Origin of the sequence: Saccharopolyspora sp. NPDC002686 (assembly GCF_040295745.1) — a bacterium.
Taxonomy (GTDB): Bacteria; Actinomycetota; Actinomycetes; order Mycobacteriales; family Pseudonocardiaceae; genus Saccharopolyspora; species Saccharopolyspora oryzae.
Window position 1 is genome coordinate 15094 of record NZ_JBEOVY010000053.1, and the last position, 14480, is coordinate 29573.

15 protein-coding genes are annotated in these 14480 nt (G+C 70.4%); 5 read left to right on the forward strand and 10 right to left on the reverse strand.

Going from position 1 to position 14480, the window contains the following annotated elements:
- Positions 1–17: 17 nt before the first annotated feature.
- The 6 genes from ABTZ89_RS09970 to ABTZ89_RS09995 form a co-directional block, all read right to left on the reverse strand.
- Complete coding sequence (locus tag ABTZ89_RS09970) at positions 18–1631, reverse strand: MDR family MFS transporter (protein ID WP_351042447.1); 1614 nt, start codon at positions 1629–1631, stop codon at positions 18–20.
- A gap of 147 nt (positions 1632–1778) precedes the next feature.
- Positions 1779–2021: a hypothetical protein gene (locus ABTZ89_RS09975; RefSeq protein ID WP_351042450.1), complete on the reverse strand. Its 243-nt coding sequence runs from the start codon at positions 2019–2021 to the stop codon at positions 1779–1781.
- Positions 2022–2362: 341 nt separating this feature from the next.
- Complete coding sequence (locus ABTZ89_RS09980; RefSeq protein ID WP_351042453.1) at positions 2363–3172, reverse strand: hypothetical protein; 810 nt, start codon at positions 3170–3172, stop codon at positions 2363–2365.
- A gap of 238 nt (positions 3173–3410) precedes the next feature.
- Entirely contained in the window at positions 3411–3866 is a 456-nt protein-coding gene (locus tag ABTZ89_RS09985) for a hypothetical protein (RefSeq protein WP_270947373.1), read from the reverse strand.
- Positions 3867–4031: 165 nt separating this feature from the next.
- Positions 4032–4844 carry a DUF4231 domain-containing protein gene (locus tag ABTZ89_RS09990; protein WP_270947374.1) on the reverse strand — a complete coding sequence of 271 codons (813 nt, stop codon included), beginning with the start codon at positions 4842–4844 and terminating at the stop codon, positions 4032–4034.
- Between the two features lie 270 nt (positions 4845–5114).
- Entirely contained in the window at positions 5115–5684 is a 570-nt protein-coding gene (locus tag ABTZ89_RS09995; protein WP_351042456.1) for a M23 family metallopeptidase, read from the reverse strand.
- A 561-nt stretch (positions 5685–6245) separates the two neighbouring features.
- Here ABTZ89_RS09995 and ABTZ89_RS10000 point away from each other — a divergent pair.
- On the forward strand, positions 6246–7388 hold the full coding sequence (locus tag ABTZ89_RS10000; protein WP_351042459.1) for a trans-sulfuration enzyme family protein: 1143 nt from the start codon (positions 6246–6248) through the stop codon (positions 7386–7388).
- A 69-nt stretch (positions 7389–7457) separates the two neighbouring features.
- On the opposite strand, the gene ABTZ89_RS10005 is transcribed toward ABTZ89_RS10000, so the two are convergent.
- Complete coding sequence (locus ABTZ89_RS10005; protein ID WP_270947377.1) at positions 7458–8000, reverse strand: YceI family protein; 543 nt, start codon at positions 7998–8000, stop codon at positions 7458–7460.
- A gap of 101 nt (positions 8001–8101) precedes the next feature.
- Here ABTZ89_RS10005 and ABTZ89_RS10010 point away from each other — a divergent pair, with 101 nt between their 5' ends.
- Together ABTZ89_RS10010 and ABTZ89_RS10015 are read left to right on the forward strand one after the other, a co-directional pair.
- Positions 8102–8956, forward strand: coding sequence for a helix-turn-helix domain-containing protein (locus ABTZ89_RS10010; protein ID WP_351042462.1), 855 nt, complete (start codon positions 8102–8104; stop codon positions 8954–8956).
- Between the two features lie 54 nt (positions 8957–9010).
- Positions 9011–10180, forward strand: a complete 1170-nt coding sequence (locus ABTZ89_RS10015; protein WP_351042464.1) for an NAD(P)/FAD-dependent oxidoreductase — start codon at positions 9011–9013, stop codon at positions 10178–10180.
- A gap of 185 nt (positions 10181–10365) precedes the next feature.
- Here the strand turns inward: ABTZ89_RS10015 and ABTZ89_RS10020 are convergent, their stop codons facing one another.
- Positions 10366–11520, reverse strand: a complete 1155-nt coding sequence (locus tag ABTZ89_RS10020; RefSeq protein ID WP_351042466.1) for an MFS transporter — start codon at positions 11518–11520, stop codon at positions 10366–10368.
- A gap of 84 nt (positions 11521–11604) precedes the next feature.
- Here ABTZ89_RS10020 and ABTZ89_RS10025 point away from each other — a divergent pair, with 84 nt between their 5' ends.
- Positions 11605–12489, forward strand: a complete 885-nt coding sequence (locus ABTZ89_RS10025; RefSeq protein ID WP_270947381.1) for a LysR family transcriptional regulator — start codon at positions 11605–11607, stop codon at positions 12487–12489.
- A gap of 5 nt (positions 12490–12494) precedes the next feature.
- Here the strand turns inward: ABTZ89_RS10025 and ABTZ89_RS10030 are convergent, their stop codons facing one another.
- Both ABTZ89_RS10030 and ABTZ89_RS10035 read right to left on the reverse strand, forming a co-directional pair.
- A complete protein-coding gene (locus ABTZ89_RS10030; protein WP_351042476.1) occupies positions 12495–12956 on the reverse strand; it encodes a DinB family protein in 462 nt (153 codons plus the stop codon).
- A gap of 116 nt (positions 12957–13072) precedes the next feature.
- Positions 13073–13714 (reverse strand): class I SAM-dependent DNA methyltransferase, encoded by a 642-nt coding sequence (locus ABTZ89_RS10035; protein WP_270947382.1) that lies wholly within the window; start codon positions 13712–13714, stop codon positions 13073–13075.
- 207 nt (positions 13715–13921) lie between these two features.
- On the opposite strand from ABTZ89_RS10035, the gene ABTZ89_RS10040 reads away from it, so the two are divergent.
- Positions 13922–14480 (forward strand): dihydrofolate reductase family protein (locus ABTZ89_RS10040; protein ID WP_351042470.1); only part of this gene is annotated, 559 nt, incomplete at its 3' end.

Here is a 14480-nt window from a genome sequence, read left to right on the forward strand (position 1 = left end):
AGTCTGTGGAGCGGGGGTCAGTCCAGGCGGACGTCCTTGAGGAACCAGGTCAGGGCGAAGGCCACGACCACCACGCAGCCACCGGTGAAGAAGACCGTGCTCATCGAGCTCGCGAAGCCCTCCAGGACGGGGTGGGCCAGGCGCGGGTCCAGGTGGTGCAGGAACGACGTGTCGTTCAGGTCCATCGGCCGGCCGTCGCGCAGCGCCTGCAGGAAGGCCTGGTTCGCGGGATCCGCGCGGACCGCCGGGTCCTGCGTCGCCGCGACGAAGTCCGGCGCGGACGACGCCGCCCGCATCGCGTCCGCGATCCGGCCGCCGACCGTGCTGAACAGGATCGACAGGAACGCCGCCGCGCCCACCGTGCCGCCGGTCTGGCGGAACAGGTTCACCGACGCCGTCGCCACGCCCAGGTCGCGCGGGGTGGCGTCGGTCTGCACCACCAGGGTCAGGGTCTGCATCAGCATGCCGAGCCCGCCGCCCATCATCAGCGCCGTCGCCCCCACTTGGACCAGCGAGGAGTCCACCTCGATCAGGCTGAACAGGAACAGCGAGCAGGCCATCAGCGCCGAGCCGATGATCGGGAACACCTTCAACCGGCCGGTGCGGGCGATCAGCTGCCCCACCGTTCCGCTGGCGATCATGATCCCGGCGGTCATCGGCAGCAGCATCAGACCGGCCTGGGTCGGGTTCAGGCCCTTGACGATCTGCAGGTACAGCGGCACCGAGCTCAGCCCGCCGAACATGCCGACGCCGACCAGGAAGTTGAGGACGTTGCCCATCCGGAACGACGGCAGCCGGAACATCCGCAGCGGCAGCAGCGCCTCCGCCCCCATCCGCCGCTCGGCGAGCATGAAGAGCACCAAGCCCAGCGCCCCGACGCCGAACATGGTCAGCGACAGCGGCGACAGCCAACCCCACTCGCGCCCCTGCTCGGCGACGGTCAGCAGCGGCACCAGAAGCACGACCAGCGCCGCCGCGCCCAGGTAGTCGATGCGGTGCTGGACGCGCTCGGTGGCGACGTTGAGCACCTTCGTCACGACGGCCAGCGCGGCCAGCCCGACCGGCAGGTTCACCAGGAACACCCAGCGCCAGCCGTCGATGCCGAGGAAGCTGTCCATGCCGGCGAACAGCCCGCCGACCACCGGCCCGATCACGCTGGCGCTGCCGAAGGTCGCCATGAAGTAGCCCTGGTAGCGGCTGCGCTGCCGGGGCGGAACCATGTCCGAGATGATCGTCAGCGCCAGCGACATCAGGCCACCGCCGCCGAGGCCCTGGACCGCGCGGAAGGCGGCCAGCTCGTAGATCGAGTTAGCCATCCCGCACAGCAGCGATCCGGCCAGGAACAGCGAGATCGCGGTCAGGTACAGCGGTTTCCGGCCGTAGATGTCGGAGAGCTTGCCGTACAGCGGGGTCGTGATGGTCGAGGCGATGAGGTAGGCGGTGGTGACCCACGCCTGCGCGGTCTGGCCGTGCAGCTGGTCGGCGATCACCCGGATCGCGGAGCTGACGATGGTCTGGTCGAGCGCGCCCATGAACATCCCCAGCAGGAGTCCGGTGAGCACGGTCAGGATCTGGCGGTGGCTGAGCGCGGAAGCCGCGGGCCGCGCTGACGGCACAGCCGTTTCCGACATCTGTTCTCCTCGTTCGGAGCCGGCGTGCGAATCCGGCTGGAGCGCTGCGGCACCCCGACATCCCCAGATATTTGCTTGCAGCACTCAACTAGTAGACGAGGACCAATATCCACCGCTGGAACAGGCGAAGCAACTTCCTTTTCCGCCTCACCGGTGCCGGGGCACCCTCCCCAGCGCGGTGCCGTCGACGCGGCGCAGCACGACGACCGGGACCGTCGAGGCGTGCTTGCCGCTGCCCGGCGTGAACCGATCGCGCTGCGGCCGCTGCTGGTAGAACCAGGCCAGTTCGGTCCGCGCGCGGGACACCGCCCGGCGTCGGCGCAAGTACCTGCGGATTCCCGGAGCGGCGAGCGCCAGTCCCGCCGCGATCACCACCGTCGACCACAACATCGCGTCCCCTCCCGTCGCGGAGGGGAAATGCGCGAGAACGCCGGTCATGATGCGAGCCGGGGGCGCTCCACCCTTTTGGCCCAGCGCCGCTTCACGCGTTCAGCCCAACCGAACACCGAGCGTTGGGCGGATTCCGCTCCCACGACGGGGGCGGGCACGACGATGGCCCCCGCGGGTTTCGCGAGGGCCATCGAGTCTTGATTCGGGGGCGCTACCGGCTACGCACTCGCCGGTCCGGTCATACGACCGCGCTACCGATCGCCGACAGCGCGGTTCAGGGGCCGCCCTTCGCAGTTCAGCGCTCCGACGCGGGCGGAGGCGTGGCGGATCGCCGTGCTGGATCAGCCGCCCAGCTGCTGGTTGCCGCCGAGCGGGCCGTGCGCGACCAGGTTGCCGACCTGCTCGGTCCCCTGCTGGAGCACCGGGTCGACCTTCTCCAGCGGGAGACCGCCCGGAGCCGCCTTGCCGACCGGCAGGCCCTGGGTCAGGTTGCCGGTGAGGCCGCCGACGACGTCGCTGCCGCCGCCCAGGACCTCGGTCGGGTCGCCGACGCGGCCCAGCGGGGTGCTGTTCACGACACCGTTGAGCGTCTCGCCGACCACGTCCACGTCCTGCGGGAGCTGCTGCTGCGGCAGCTGCGCGGGCTTGGTGGTGGGCTTCAGCTGGTCCACCGAGGGCGCAACGCCGGGCGGCAGCATGTCGGTGGCGCCGCTCCGGCCCACGGGCATGGTGTGCGCGACCGGGACGACGTCGCCGACCGGCAGGGTGCCGAGCAGCTGCTCCGGCAGACCGGTCACCGCGTTGGACTGCTCGCCGGACTTGCCCGCCACACCGGTGAGACCGCCGAGCAGGTCCTTGGCGGGCAGACCGCCCAGGAGGCCGCCGGTGAGGTCGCCGACCGGGTCACCGCTGCGACCGGTGAGCTGCTTGTCCAGCGGGATCACGTCGCCGACGGTCTGCTGCGCGGAGTGCAGCGTCCCCGCAGCGTGGAACGCGGTCTGCGCGAGGTTGTTGTCCGTGGGCAGTTCGGCGGGCAGCTGCCCCGGCGCCGGCGGCATCGGAACGGGTTCGGCGTTCGCAGCACCGGCGAATCCGACGGCACCGGCGCCGCCGACCAGCACAGCGGCCGCGGCCGTAAGGGTGCGCTTCATCTCGCAATGCTCCTCTCTGCACAGGCCGAAAATCCTGTGCCCGGGCGGAGATTACGGAAGGATCAACCACCACTATTCAGCGATCACTTAGGTGGGAAATGTAGACACTCGGTCACCGATTTCCCGGTCTCACGCCCCACTTTCGAGCGACGTAGACCTGTCGTGACTACTGTCTCGACCCGTCGATCGCTGCCGACCGCAACCGCCGCAGCGGAGAAACCGCCCAGCCGCCTCCTGCTCAGCCCACCGGGACGACGCCGCCCACCGGCACGGCACCGGTGGCGCCCTCGACCAGTCCGCCCAGCCCCTGCGGCAGGAGCTGACCGGCGTTCATCGCGTCGAGCGAGCCGGTGCCGGACTTGCCGGCGAGGTCGCCCAGGCCGCCGTTGTTCGGCAGGAAGCTGAACGGCTCGGTGATGGGCATGCCACCGGTCACGGCGTTCGTGAGCCGCGCCGGGTCGTCCAGGGCGCTGCGGCCGGTGAGCTCCTCGTCCAGCGGCACCACGTCGCCGACGGTCTGCTGCGCGGACGCCACGGTGCCCGCGGCGTGGAAGGTGGTCTGCGCCAGGTTGTTGTCCGTCGGCAGCTCCGCGGGCAGCTGCGGGGTTCCCTCCGCGCTCGCAACACCGGCGAATCCGACGACACCGGCGCCACCGGCCAGCACAGCGGCCGCGGCCGCAAAGGTGCGCTTCATCTCGCAATGCTCCTCTCCGCACAGGCCGAGATCCTGTGTCCGAACGGAGATTACGGACGAATCAGCTCCCACTGTCCAGCGATCACGCGAGCGGGAACCATAGACGTTCAGTGACCAATTTCCCGGCGATGCGCCCCACTTTCGAGCGATAAAGGCCCGGCGTGACTACTGGCTCGGCCCGTCGGTCGCTGCCGACGGCAACCGCCGCGCCTGTTCGGCCCGCAGCGCGTCCACCGCGTCGGCGAACTCCGCGTACGCCTGGCGCTCGCTGTCGAACCGGCGGTACCGCCCGACGCGCAGCTCCACGGATTCGTACTCCCGCTCCAGGGAGTCCGCGGTCTGCTGCAGCGCCTGCGCGCGGTCCCGGTACTTCGCGTACCCGGCAAACGCCGCGGACACCGCGACCAGCAGGCTCAGCAGCGCTGCCACCCAGCGCAGATCCACAATGGACATCGCGGTGGCGGTAACCGTCGCGGCCACTATCGAGCCGCCCACCACCACCGTCTGCAGGGCGTTGTCCTTCCACCGGTCGCGCCGCGCTTCGCCGCGGTAGCGCTCGACCAGCTCGGGCAGCTGCGCCCGGTAGCGCTTGTGCGCCCCCAGCAGGTCCCCGTTCCCCAGTTCGTCCAGCAGGTGCTCGCGGTGGCCGTGCTCCAGCGCACGCAGTTCTGTCTCCACCGCGCGCACCTTAAAGTGCTGCTGGTAGACGAACTTCGCCGCCACCGCGATCGAGGCGACCGCCAGCACGAACACCACCGCGGCGGGTACCGCGATCCCCCATAACGCCAGCGCGACCGCTCCGAGCACCACCAGCAGCAGGTTGCCCGGCACCGCCCAGAGCAGCAGCATCCGCTGGACCATCCGGGTGCGGTAGAGCTGCTCGGAGCGTTCCGCGATCCGGCGCTCCCAGTCATCCGGTCGGTTGTCCCCGGCGAGCACTCCGCCGCCGACGATCCCAGCCGTGTCCACTCGCTCCATCACTATCCTTCCAGCGCGTTAATGCGATCGAAGTAGCTACCGGAGCACCACGACAATCGGCCAGGAGGGTGATGGCAAGTTCGGCCTTCCGGACCACTTCCGGCTGCGCCGGGTGATCGCCGCTGGGTTCGGAGGTCGTTCGCCGCGCGATACTCCGCAGTGATAACAGCGGGTACCGCCCGTCGGGCGGCGCGACCGGCTCCGGGGCCTGCCACTGTGGCAGCGCCGATCGCGCGACGACCAACCGGGTCCGGACGCGGGGAACGCTTTTCAGCCGAGCAATTCCGCGGAGCGGTCGGCGTAGAACTGCACCGGGTCGACCGGTCGTCCGGCGACGTCGAGCTGGAAGTGCAGGTGCGGTCCGGTGGATTGGCCGCGGTTGCCCATCGTCGCGATGACCTCACCGGCCCGCACGGATTCCCCGACTTCCGCGAAGTCGGCGTCGATGTGCCCGTACGTCGAAATGACGTCGCCGTCGTGTTCGATCCTGATCCACATGCCGTATCCGCTCGCCGGTCCGGAATCGATGACCACTCCTTCCGAAGCGGCCCGGATCGGGGTTCCTTCGTCGTTGGCGATGTCGACCCCGTTGTGGGTGGTCCCCCATCGATCGCCGAATTCGCTGCTGATCTCGCCCTCGGTCGGCGGCACCCACTCCTCGTCGTGCACCGGGGTCGGCGCAAGCCTCGGAGCAGCGATGTCGGCGGCGAAGTCGGCCGCGGGACGGGGGTCCGGACGCGGCGCGGTCATGGCGGCGGACAGATCGGTCGCGGTGCACAGGATGCTGGTCGCGAACAACGCGGCGAGACCGCCGAGCGCGGTCTTCTCTCGAATTGCCATCGGATTCCACTCCTCCCCGCCGTCCGCCGCACCGGGCGGTGGCGGGCTGAATTCCGCAGAAGCGCCGAATGCCGTTCGATCCGGCGCGGGGCGGCCCGGGGGAGATTCCAGCCGAGGCGCTCGGGGAATGCATTCCGGAATGGCCCGATGGCATGAGCGGGAAAGGTTTTGCGCGCATCGACCGGAGGACTTCGGAAGTCCGCCACAAGAAACCGCGCCGAACACCCTGGGTCCACAGTGGTCACAATTCCCGGTGAACCGGACCCGGGTCGAATACGAAGATCGTTCGGCTCCTCACGGACGGTGCCGAGCGGGCAGCAGGGCTCCGATTCACCCCTCCAACTCGGCAAAGTCCACCTGATCGAGTGATCATCGTCCCGGCGTGGCGCCGCGATCGACGCCGATCCGCCGCAATCCCGGACCTCGACCCCAAGATCCACTCGTCCGGGTGACGGTAGGGCGGCCTGGTTGCGGTGAGCGATCGCGGGATCAGCGGCTTCCGCCCCGGTGACCGCGAACCTAGTGTGACGGCGGAACGGGACCATCCCGATGGAGGTTGCGATGGCGCGGATCGAGACGGTGGCGGTGCACGGCGGCGAACGGCGCCCGGGCCCGGAGGGCGCGGTGGTGTTCCCGATCTACCAGAGCACGGTCTACTCCGTGCCGCCCGGCACCGACTACCACGACCTGCCCTACATCCGGCTGAACTCCACGCCGTCCCAGGCGTACCTGCACGACAAGCTCGCCGCGCTGGAAGGCGCCGAAGCCGGGCTGGCGACCACGTCCGGCATGGCCGCGATCACCACCGCCCTGCACAGCGTCCTGCGCACCGGGGACCACCTGCTCGTCGGCAACTGCCTCTACGGCGGCACGCACGACTTCCTGACCGAGCACGCCGCCGACTTCGGCTGGGAGGTCACGTTCATCGACCCGCAGCGCCCGGACACCTGGGAAGCGGCGCCCGGCACCAAGGCGATCCTGGTGGAGAGCATCGCGAATCCGCTCATGCGCGTCGGGAAGCTGCGCGAGGTGGTGGAGTTCGCGCGGCGCAACGGCCTGGTGAGCCTGATCGACAACACCTTCGCCACGCCGGTCAACTTCCGCCCGGCCGAGCTCGGCTTCGACCTCTCCCTGCACAGCGCGACGAAGTACCTCAACGGCCACTCCGACATCGTCGCGGGCGCCGTCATCGGCCGCGCGGAACACGTGGAACGCGTCCGCACCACGTTGAACCACTTCGGCGGGAGCCTCGACCCGCACGCCGGATTCCTGCTGGCCCGCGGCCTGAAGACGCTGGCGCTGCGCGTCGGAGCGCAGAACGCCAGCGCCCAGCGGCTGGCCGAATTCCTCGCCGCACGACCGGAAATCAGCGAGGTGAACTACCCCGGACTGCCGGCGCACCCGGACCACGAGCACGCCGCGGAGCTGTTCACCGGCTTCGGCGGAATGCTCAGCCTCCGCCTCACCGGCGGCGCACCAGCGGCCCAGTCCCTGATCGATGCGCTCGAAATCCCTTACGACGCACCGAGTCTCGGCGGCGTGGAGTCCCTGATCACGCGCCCGGCGGTGACCTCGCACGCGGGCATGAGCCGCGCGGACCGCGAAGCCCTCGGCATCACCGACGACCTGGTCCGCATCAGCGTCGGCATCGAGAACACCGAGGACCTCATCGCGGACTTCACCCGAGCCCTCACCGAGCTCTGACCCGGGTCGCTCCGCAGAACTCCCGCAAATTCAATGGAAATTCGAGGTCTGATTTCCATTGAATTTGCGTCAGGACTTCGGTTCGACGAACTGGACGTCGAGCTGGATCTTGATCACGTCGCCGAGCAGGGCCTCGGCGGGGCCGAAGTCGATGCCGAAGTCGCTGCGGCGGATCTGGGCGGTGGCGTCGAAGCCCGCGTGGCGGCTGCCGTCGAAGACGTCCTGGACGCCGCCGAACTCGACGGCGAAGCCGACCGGGCGGGTCACCGATCCGATGGTGAGCTCGCCGTCGAGGGTCCAGTCCTCGCCCTCGCCGCTGATCCGGGTGGAGCGGAAGGTCATGGTCGGGCGCTTCTCGACGTCGAGCAGGTCGGCGGCGAGCACGTGCGCGTCGCGGTCGGCGTTGCCGGTGTCGATGGAGCCGATCTCGACGTTCGCGCTGATCGAGCTGTCCTCGAGCCCCTCCCCGACCACGAGCTCGGCGTCGAACGCGCTGAACCGGCCGCGCACCTTCGACACCCCGAGGTGGCGGATCGCGAAGCCGACCGAGGAGTGCAGCGGGTCGATCGCCCAACGTCCGGCGACGAGCGGGAGTGCATTGGTTCTGGTCATGCCCACAACCCTGCGGCCCGCGATCGGGGTTGGGGAGGCCGCGCTGAGACTGGCCCCACGAGGGACACCCTGAGCCCCGCGGAACGCGCTAGGTTCGCGTCGTGAGCGACAACGAGTTCGGCAACTTCCTGCGGTCCCGCCGCGAAGCGGTGCGTCCGGCGGACGTGGGCCTGCCCGCCGGCCCGCGGCGGCGCACGCCCGGGCTGCGGCGCTCCGAGCTCGCGATGCTGGCCGGGATCAGCGTCGAGTACCTGACCAGGCTGGAGCAGGGCCGCGACCGCCACCCGTCCGCGGAAGTCCTGGGCGCCCTGGTGGGAGCGCTGCAGCTGTCGCCGGGGGACCGCGAGCAGCTGTGGCTGATCCTCGGGCACAACAAGCCGACCGCGCTCTGCCCGGCGGCCGCCGAACCACCGGTGCAGCAGATCCGGCCCGGGGTGCGGGCGGTCCTCGACCGCCTCGAACCGAACCCGGCGCTGGTGGTCAACCGGATCGGCGACGTGCTCGCGCACACCACCGCCTACCAGCAGCTCGCGGGCCCGCTCGGCGTCCTGGACGGTGATCCGCCGAACCTGCCGCGCTTCGTGCTCACCGACTCCCGCGCCCGCGCCGCCCACCCGGACTGGGAACAGCTCGCGGACGTGCACGTCAACCAGCTCAAGCTCGGTTCCCACGAGCAAGATCCGCATTCCGCTCAGCTCGTCGCGGAGTTGTCCGCGGTCGGCGCCGAGTTCACCAACCGGTTCCGCCGGCCGGCGACCCCGGTGGTGCGCCACGGGACGGAGCGGTGGCGGCACCCCGAGGTCGGCGAGCTGCGACTGGACTTCGAGGTCATGGACCTCACCGAGATCGACGTCCAACGCCTGATCGTCTACGTGCCCCACGACGAAGCCACCTCGCAGGCCCTCGACCGCCTGAACGGCCGCGGCCCCGGCGCCCTGCGCGCCGTGCGCAGCTGACCCAGCATCTGGACTTCGCCGCAGCCGCGCGGACTTCCGCACTAGGTTGTGGGGATGCGCAGGAAGATCGTGGTGATCGGCGGCGGCATCGTCGGGTCGTCGATCGCGGCTCTGCTGCCCGACGACGTCTCCGTCACGGTGCTGGACCAAGGCCCCGCGGGTCGGCTGGCGGGTTCGACCGGCCACGCGCCCGGTTTCGTGGGGCTGCTCAACGAGGTTCCGGTTCTGACCGAGCTGGCGCGGGCGAGCGCGGAGCTCTACGACGACCTGGAGCTGGACGGCACCCGGGGCTTCGACCGGGTCGGCGGCGTGGAGGTCGCGGACAGCCCCGAAGCGGCGGAGAAGCTGGCGGAACGAGCCGAGCTCGCGGCTGCCGCAGGACTTCCCCACCGGCTGCTGGACGCCGCGGAAACCGCGTGGCTGGCACCGGATCTGATCAACCCCGCGCGCTGCCGGGCGGGCCTGCACTTCCCCGCCGACGGAACGGCGCGCGCCGGGGTGATCACCGCAGCTCTGCGCGAGCGCAGCAGCGCGCAGTTCGTCGCGGACGCGGCTGTCGTCGGCATCGACCTGCGCGGGGACCGGGTGGCCGCGGTCCGCACCGGAACCGAGACCTACCCGGCTGACGACGTGGTGCTGGCCAGCGGGATCTGGGGCCCGGTGGTCGCTTCGCTGGTCGACGTGCAGCTCCCGCTGACGCCCGTGGCGCACCCCTACGTCTACGGCCCCGAGCGCGCCTCCGGCCCGGCAACGCCGTTCGTGCGCTGGCCGGAGCACCACGTCTACGCCCGCGACCACGGCGGACGGCTGGGCCTGGGCACCTACGACCACGCCCCGCAGCCCGTCCCGCTGGACGAGCTCGGCCGCAACGCGGAACAACCGTGGCCGGGCGAGCTGTTCGACGACCCGGTCCGGCGCGCGATGCAGCTGCTCCCCACCCCGTTCGACCTGGCGGAACGCCTCAACGGCGTGTTCGCCACGACCCCGGACAACCTCCCCTTCCTCGGTCCGGTCCCGCACGTCCCGGGCCTGTGGTCGGCGGTGGCGATCTGGGTGACGGCGGCGGGCGGCGCGGCCCGAGCCCTGGTCGACCAGCTCCTCGGAGCCGAACCCCGCTTCCCGGACCTCCACACCCTCGCCCCGACCCGCTTCGCCGGCCAAGACCCGGCGAACCTCCAGTCCCGATCCCTCGCCCTCTACAACGACATCTACGCCAGCCTGTGACCGCCCCAGCTTCGTGAGTGCTTTGGGGCGCTATGACACCCCAAAGCACTCACGAGCGAGCGGCCCGCGCTCACCTGGGGAAGCTGCTCGCCCGCGTCGCGTCGTGAAGCCTTCGGGTTGCCCGGTCCGGAACGTTCGTGAGCACTTTGTGGCGTTATAGCACCACAAAGTGCTCACGAGACCGTTCAGCTGGCGGTGCGGGTTCGCGCGGCTGTGATCGTGGCGAGCGCGGCCAGTGCGAGCAGGGCGCCGAGGCTGAAGGCCACCGTCGGGGAGATCGCGTCCACCGCTCGTCCGCCGAGGAAGGCACCGAGCGAGATCGCGATGTTGAACGCCGAGACGAACAGGGCTGATGCCGCTTCTCGGGACTGCGGCGCGGCGGTGAGCAGCCAGGTCTGCGTGCTGACCGAGACCCCGCCGTAGGCCAGACCCCAGACGAGCAGGACCAGGACTGCGCCGAGCGGACCGATCGGCAGGACCAAGGCCACGACCGCGGCCGGGAGCACCGCAGCGATCACCATCAGCGTGTGCCGGGGCTGCTTCGCAGCAGACGCCCCGCCGAGGAAGTTCCCCACCACACCGGCCAAGCCGTACGCCAGCAGCAACGCACCGATCAGCTTGGCGTCCACAATGGACTCGAGGATCGGGCGCACGTAGGTGTAGGCGGCGAAGTGGCCGGACACCAGGAACAGCACCACCAGGAGTCCACTTCGGACCGCTCGGCCGCGGGCCACGTCGCGCACCGTGCCGAGCCGCATCGCCTCCTCCGCGGGCAACGGCGGGAGCAGCACGGCGAGCAGCCCCGCGACCAGCAGCGCGAGGACTCCCAGCACCGCGAACGACGTGCGCCAGCCGCCGAACTCGCCGACGAAGGTGCCGGCCGGCACGCCGAGGACCGAGGCGATCGCGATCCCGCTGAAGATCACCGAGGTCGCGGTCCCGGCGGACTCCTGCGGCACGAGGCGTCCGCCCAGTCCAGCCGCGATCGCCCACACACCGCCGATGGCGACCCCGACCAGCACTCGCGCACCGACCATCAGCGCCAGGTTCGGCGAGACCGCCGACACCAGGTTCGCCGCGGCCAGCAGCGCCACCAGACCGGCCAGCAGCCACCGGCGGTCCATCCGGCCCGCGGCGACCGGGACCAGCGGTGCTGCGAGAGCGGCCAGCAGCCCGGGCACGGTCATGGTGAGCCCGGCGAGCCCCTCCGACACCCCCAGTTCGGCGGCCATCGGGGTCAGCAGGCCCACCGGCAGCATCTCGGCCGTGACGACGGAGAACGTCGCCGCGGCCACGGCGAGCACCGCGGGCCATCGGGTCGTGAGGTCGGTGGTAGTCATGATCACAGCCTCGACGGGGCGCTGACCGGGAACAACGGCGTTGTCGTCATCCTTTGATTAGCGGGGCTCATCGAGGGAGGGCGGATGGCCGGCTTGGAAACGCGCGAGCTGGAGTGCTTCCTGGTGCTCGCCGAAGAACTGCACTTCGGCCGCACCGGCGAACGCCTCTACGTCTCGCAGGGCAGGGTGAGCCAGCTGCTGCGCTCGCTGGAACGCCGGATCGGCGCCCGCCTGGTCGAACGCACCAACCGCCGGGTCGCCCTGACCCCGCTCGGCGAACGCTTCCGCGACTCGCTGCAGCCCGCATATGCGCAGCTCAGCGCGGTCGTCGAGCAGGCCCGCGCGGAAGCTCGCGGGGTGACGGGCGTGCTTCGGCTCGGCTTCCAGGGTCCGGCCGACGAGTGCGTGGTCTCGGCGATCCGCACCTTCGAGTCCCGCTTCCCCAGCTGCACGACCGAGCTCACCGAGCTGCCGCTCAACGACCCGTTCAGCGCCCTGCGCCGCGGCGAGGTGGACGCGGCGATCGTGCTGCTGCCGGTGGAGGAGCCGGACCTGCTGGTGGCGGCGACGTTCCCCGCCGAGCAGCAGCACATCGCGATCTCGGCCCAGCATGCCTTCGCCGACCGCGACGAGGTGTCGGCCGAAGACCTGGCGGACCTCCACCTGATCGCCCCGGCGTCGCCGGCCCCGACCTACTGGCAGGACGCCCAAACACCACCGCGCACCCCGTCGGGCAGGCCGATCCCCCGCGCCAGCACGGTCACCACGCTGCAAGAGGCCATCACCCGCACAGCCGCGGGCCAGGGCGCGATGCTGCTCTGCGGCCCCACGGCCCAGCACCACGCCCGCCGGGACATCCGCTTCGTCCCGGTGACCGGGCTGCCGCCGTCAACGCTCGGCCTGACCTACCCGCGAGCAGCGGAAACGTCGCAGCTGCGGGCCTTCGCCGCAACCCTCGCCGAAGCCTGACCGGCTCACACGCCGACGGTTCCGTCGATGGCTTCGCGGAGCAGGTCCGCATGCCCGTTGTGGCGGGCGTACTCGTGGACCAGGTGCAGCATCACCATCCGCAGCGAGACGTCCTTGCCCCACCGGGCGTTGTGCACGGTCACGTCCAGCGATTCGGCCTCGCGCTCGATCCTGCGCGCGTGCTCGATCTCGTTCTGCCAGGCGGAGAACGCCTCCTCGCGGCTGGATCCGCTCGCGTCGTAGGCGGCCTGGAAGTCGCCGTCGTCGGACCACACCAGCGGGAGGTCGTGCTCCTCGCCGATGGTCCGCCGGAACCACGCCCACTCCACCTCGGCCATGTGCCGGACCAGCCCGAGCAGCGACAACGTCGACGGGGGCATCGCCTGCCGCCGCAGCTCGTCGTCCCCGAGGTCCGCGCACTTCATCGCCAGCGTGGCGCGGTGGAAGTCCAAGTGCCCCCGCAACATCTCGCGCTCATCGCCGACGACCGGCGGCGCAACTCGCTCCACGACAGCTCTCCTCTCGGTTCCCCGATCATCATGCTCCCGCGCCATCGCCCCGAAGTACGGGTTTCCGCTGGTGATCAGCCCTTGCGCATCAGCAGGTGGCCGTGGCGGACCGGCCGCTCGTCCTCGTGCGGCTCGCGCAGCATCCGCCCGACCTCGACGAACCCGGCCTTGCGCGCCAGTTCCGCGAGGTCGTCGATCGGCCACCGGTAGGCGGTCGTCACCTTGTGGTCGAACGCCTCGACCAGCCCGTCCTCCGACTCGAAGAAGCCGAGCAGGAGGTGGCCGCCGGGCTCGAGCACCCGCTGGAACTCGGAGAAGTACGTGGGGATCTCCTGGGGCGGCGCGTGGATGACCGAGAACCAGGACAGGATGCCCCGCAGCGCGCCGTCGGCGATGTCCAGGCCGTCCATGGAACCGACCTCGAACCGCAGGTCCGGGTGCGCCTCGCGGGCCAGGTCGATCATCACCGGTGACAGGTCGACGCCGAAGACGTCCAGCCCCAGGTCCCGCAAGTGCGCGGTCAGGAATCCGGGCCCGCACCCCAGCTCCGCGACGGGTCCGGCGCCCGAGTTCCGAGCGAGCTCGGCGAACGCGGCGATCACGGCCCGGTCCAGCGGGAACCCGTCGAGCGAATCGCGGAAGAGCTCGGCGTAGAGGACGGCAACGGAATCGTAGGCGCCCGCCGTTGTTTCGAGGTACGAGGAAGGTTCAGCCACGAGCGAGCACTCTAGGGCCACCGACCGACCAGCGAGGTGAACACGGCATGCCGGCCGCGAACCACTCGCCGGCGCCGTGATCCCCGGAAATCCGCTCTGACCTGGCAGGATCAGATCATCGAAATTTTTTCGGCACGAGGTGTCGATCCCGGCGGTTCCCGTTCGATGCGTTGGTGGGAGCAAGCCGGAACAACCTAGGAGCACCACATGCGCACCCTGATCGCCAGTGCCTTCGTCTCGCTGGACGGCGTCGTCGAGGCCCCCGGCGGGGAGCCGGGCTACCGCAACGCGGGCTGGACCTTCAAGGACATCGCGTTCGACGAAGCCGTCTTCGAGCTCAAGGGACGTGAGCAGGAAGAAGCCACCGCCCTGATGATGGGCCGGGTCAGCTACGAGGCGTTCTCCCCGGTGTGGCCGGACATGACCGACGAGTTCCCCCGCTACAAGGTGATGCCGAAGTACGTCGTCTCCACCACGCTCCAGGACGAGGACCTGGTGGACAACTGGGGCGAGATCACCGTCCTGCGCTCGCTGGACGACGTCGCCGCGCTCAAGGAGACCGAGGGCGGCCCGATCATCATCGCCGGCAGCGCCACCCTGATCCGCGACCTCTCCGACGCGGGCCTGATCGACCGCTACCACCTGCTGCTCTTCCCGGTCCTGCTCGGCGCGGGCAAGAAGCTCTTCAGCGACACCGACAAGGACAAGCAGAACCTCGAGCTCGTCGAGAGCACCGCCTACTCCAACGGCGTCCAGAAGCTCGTCT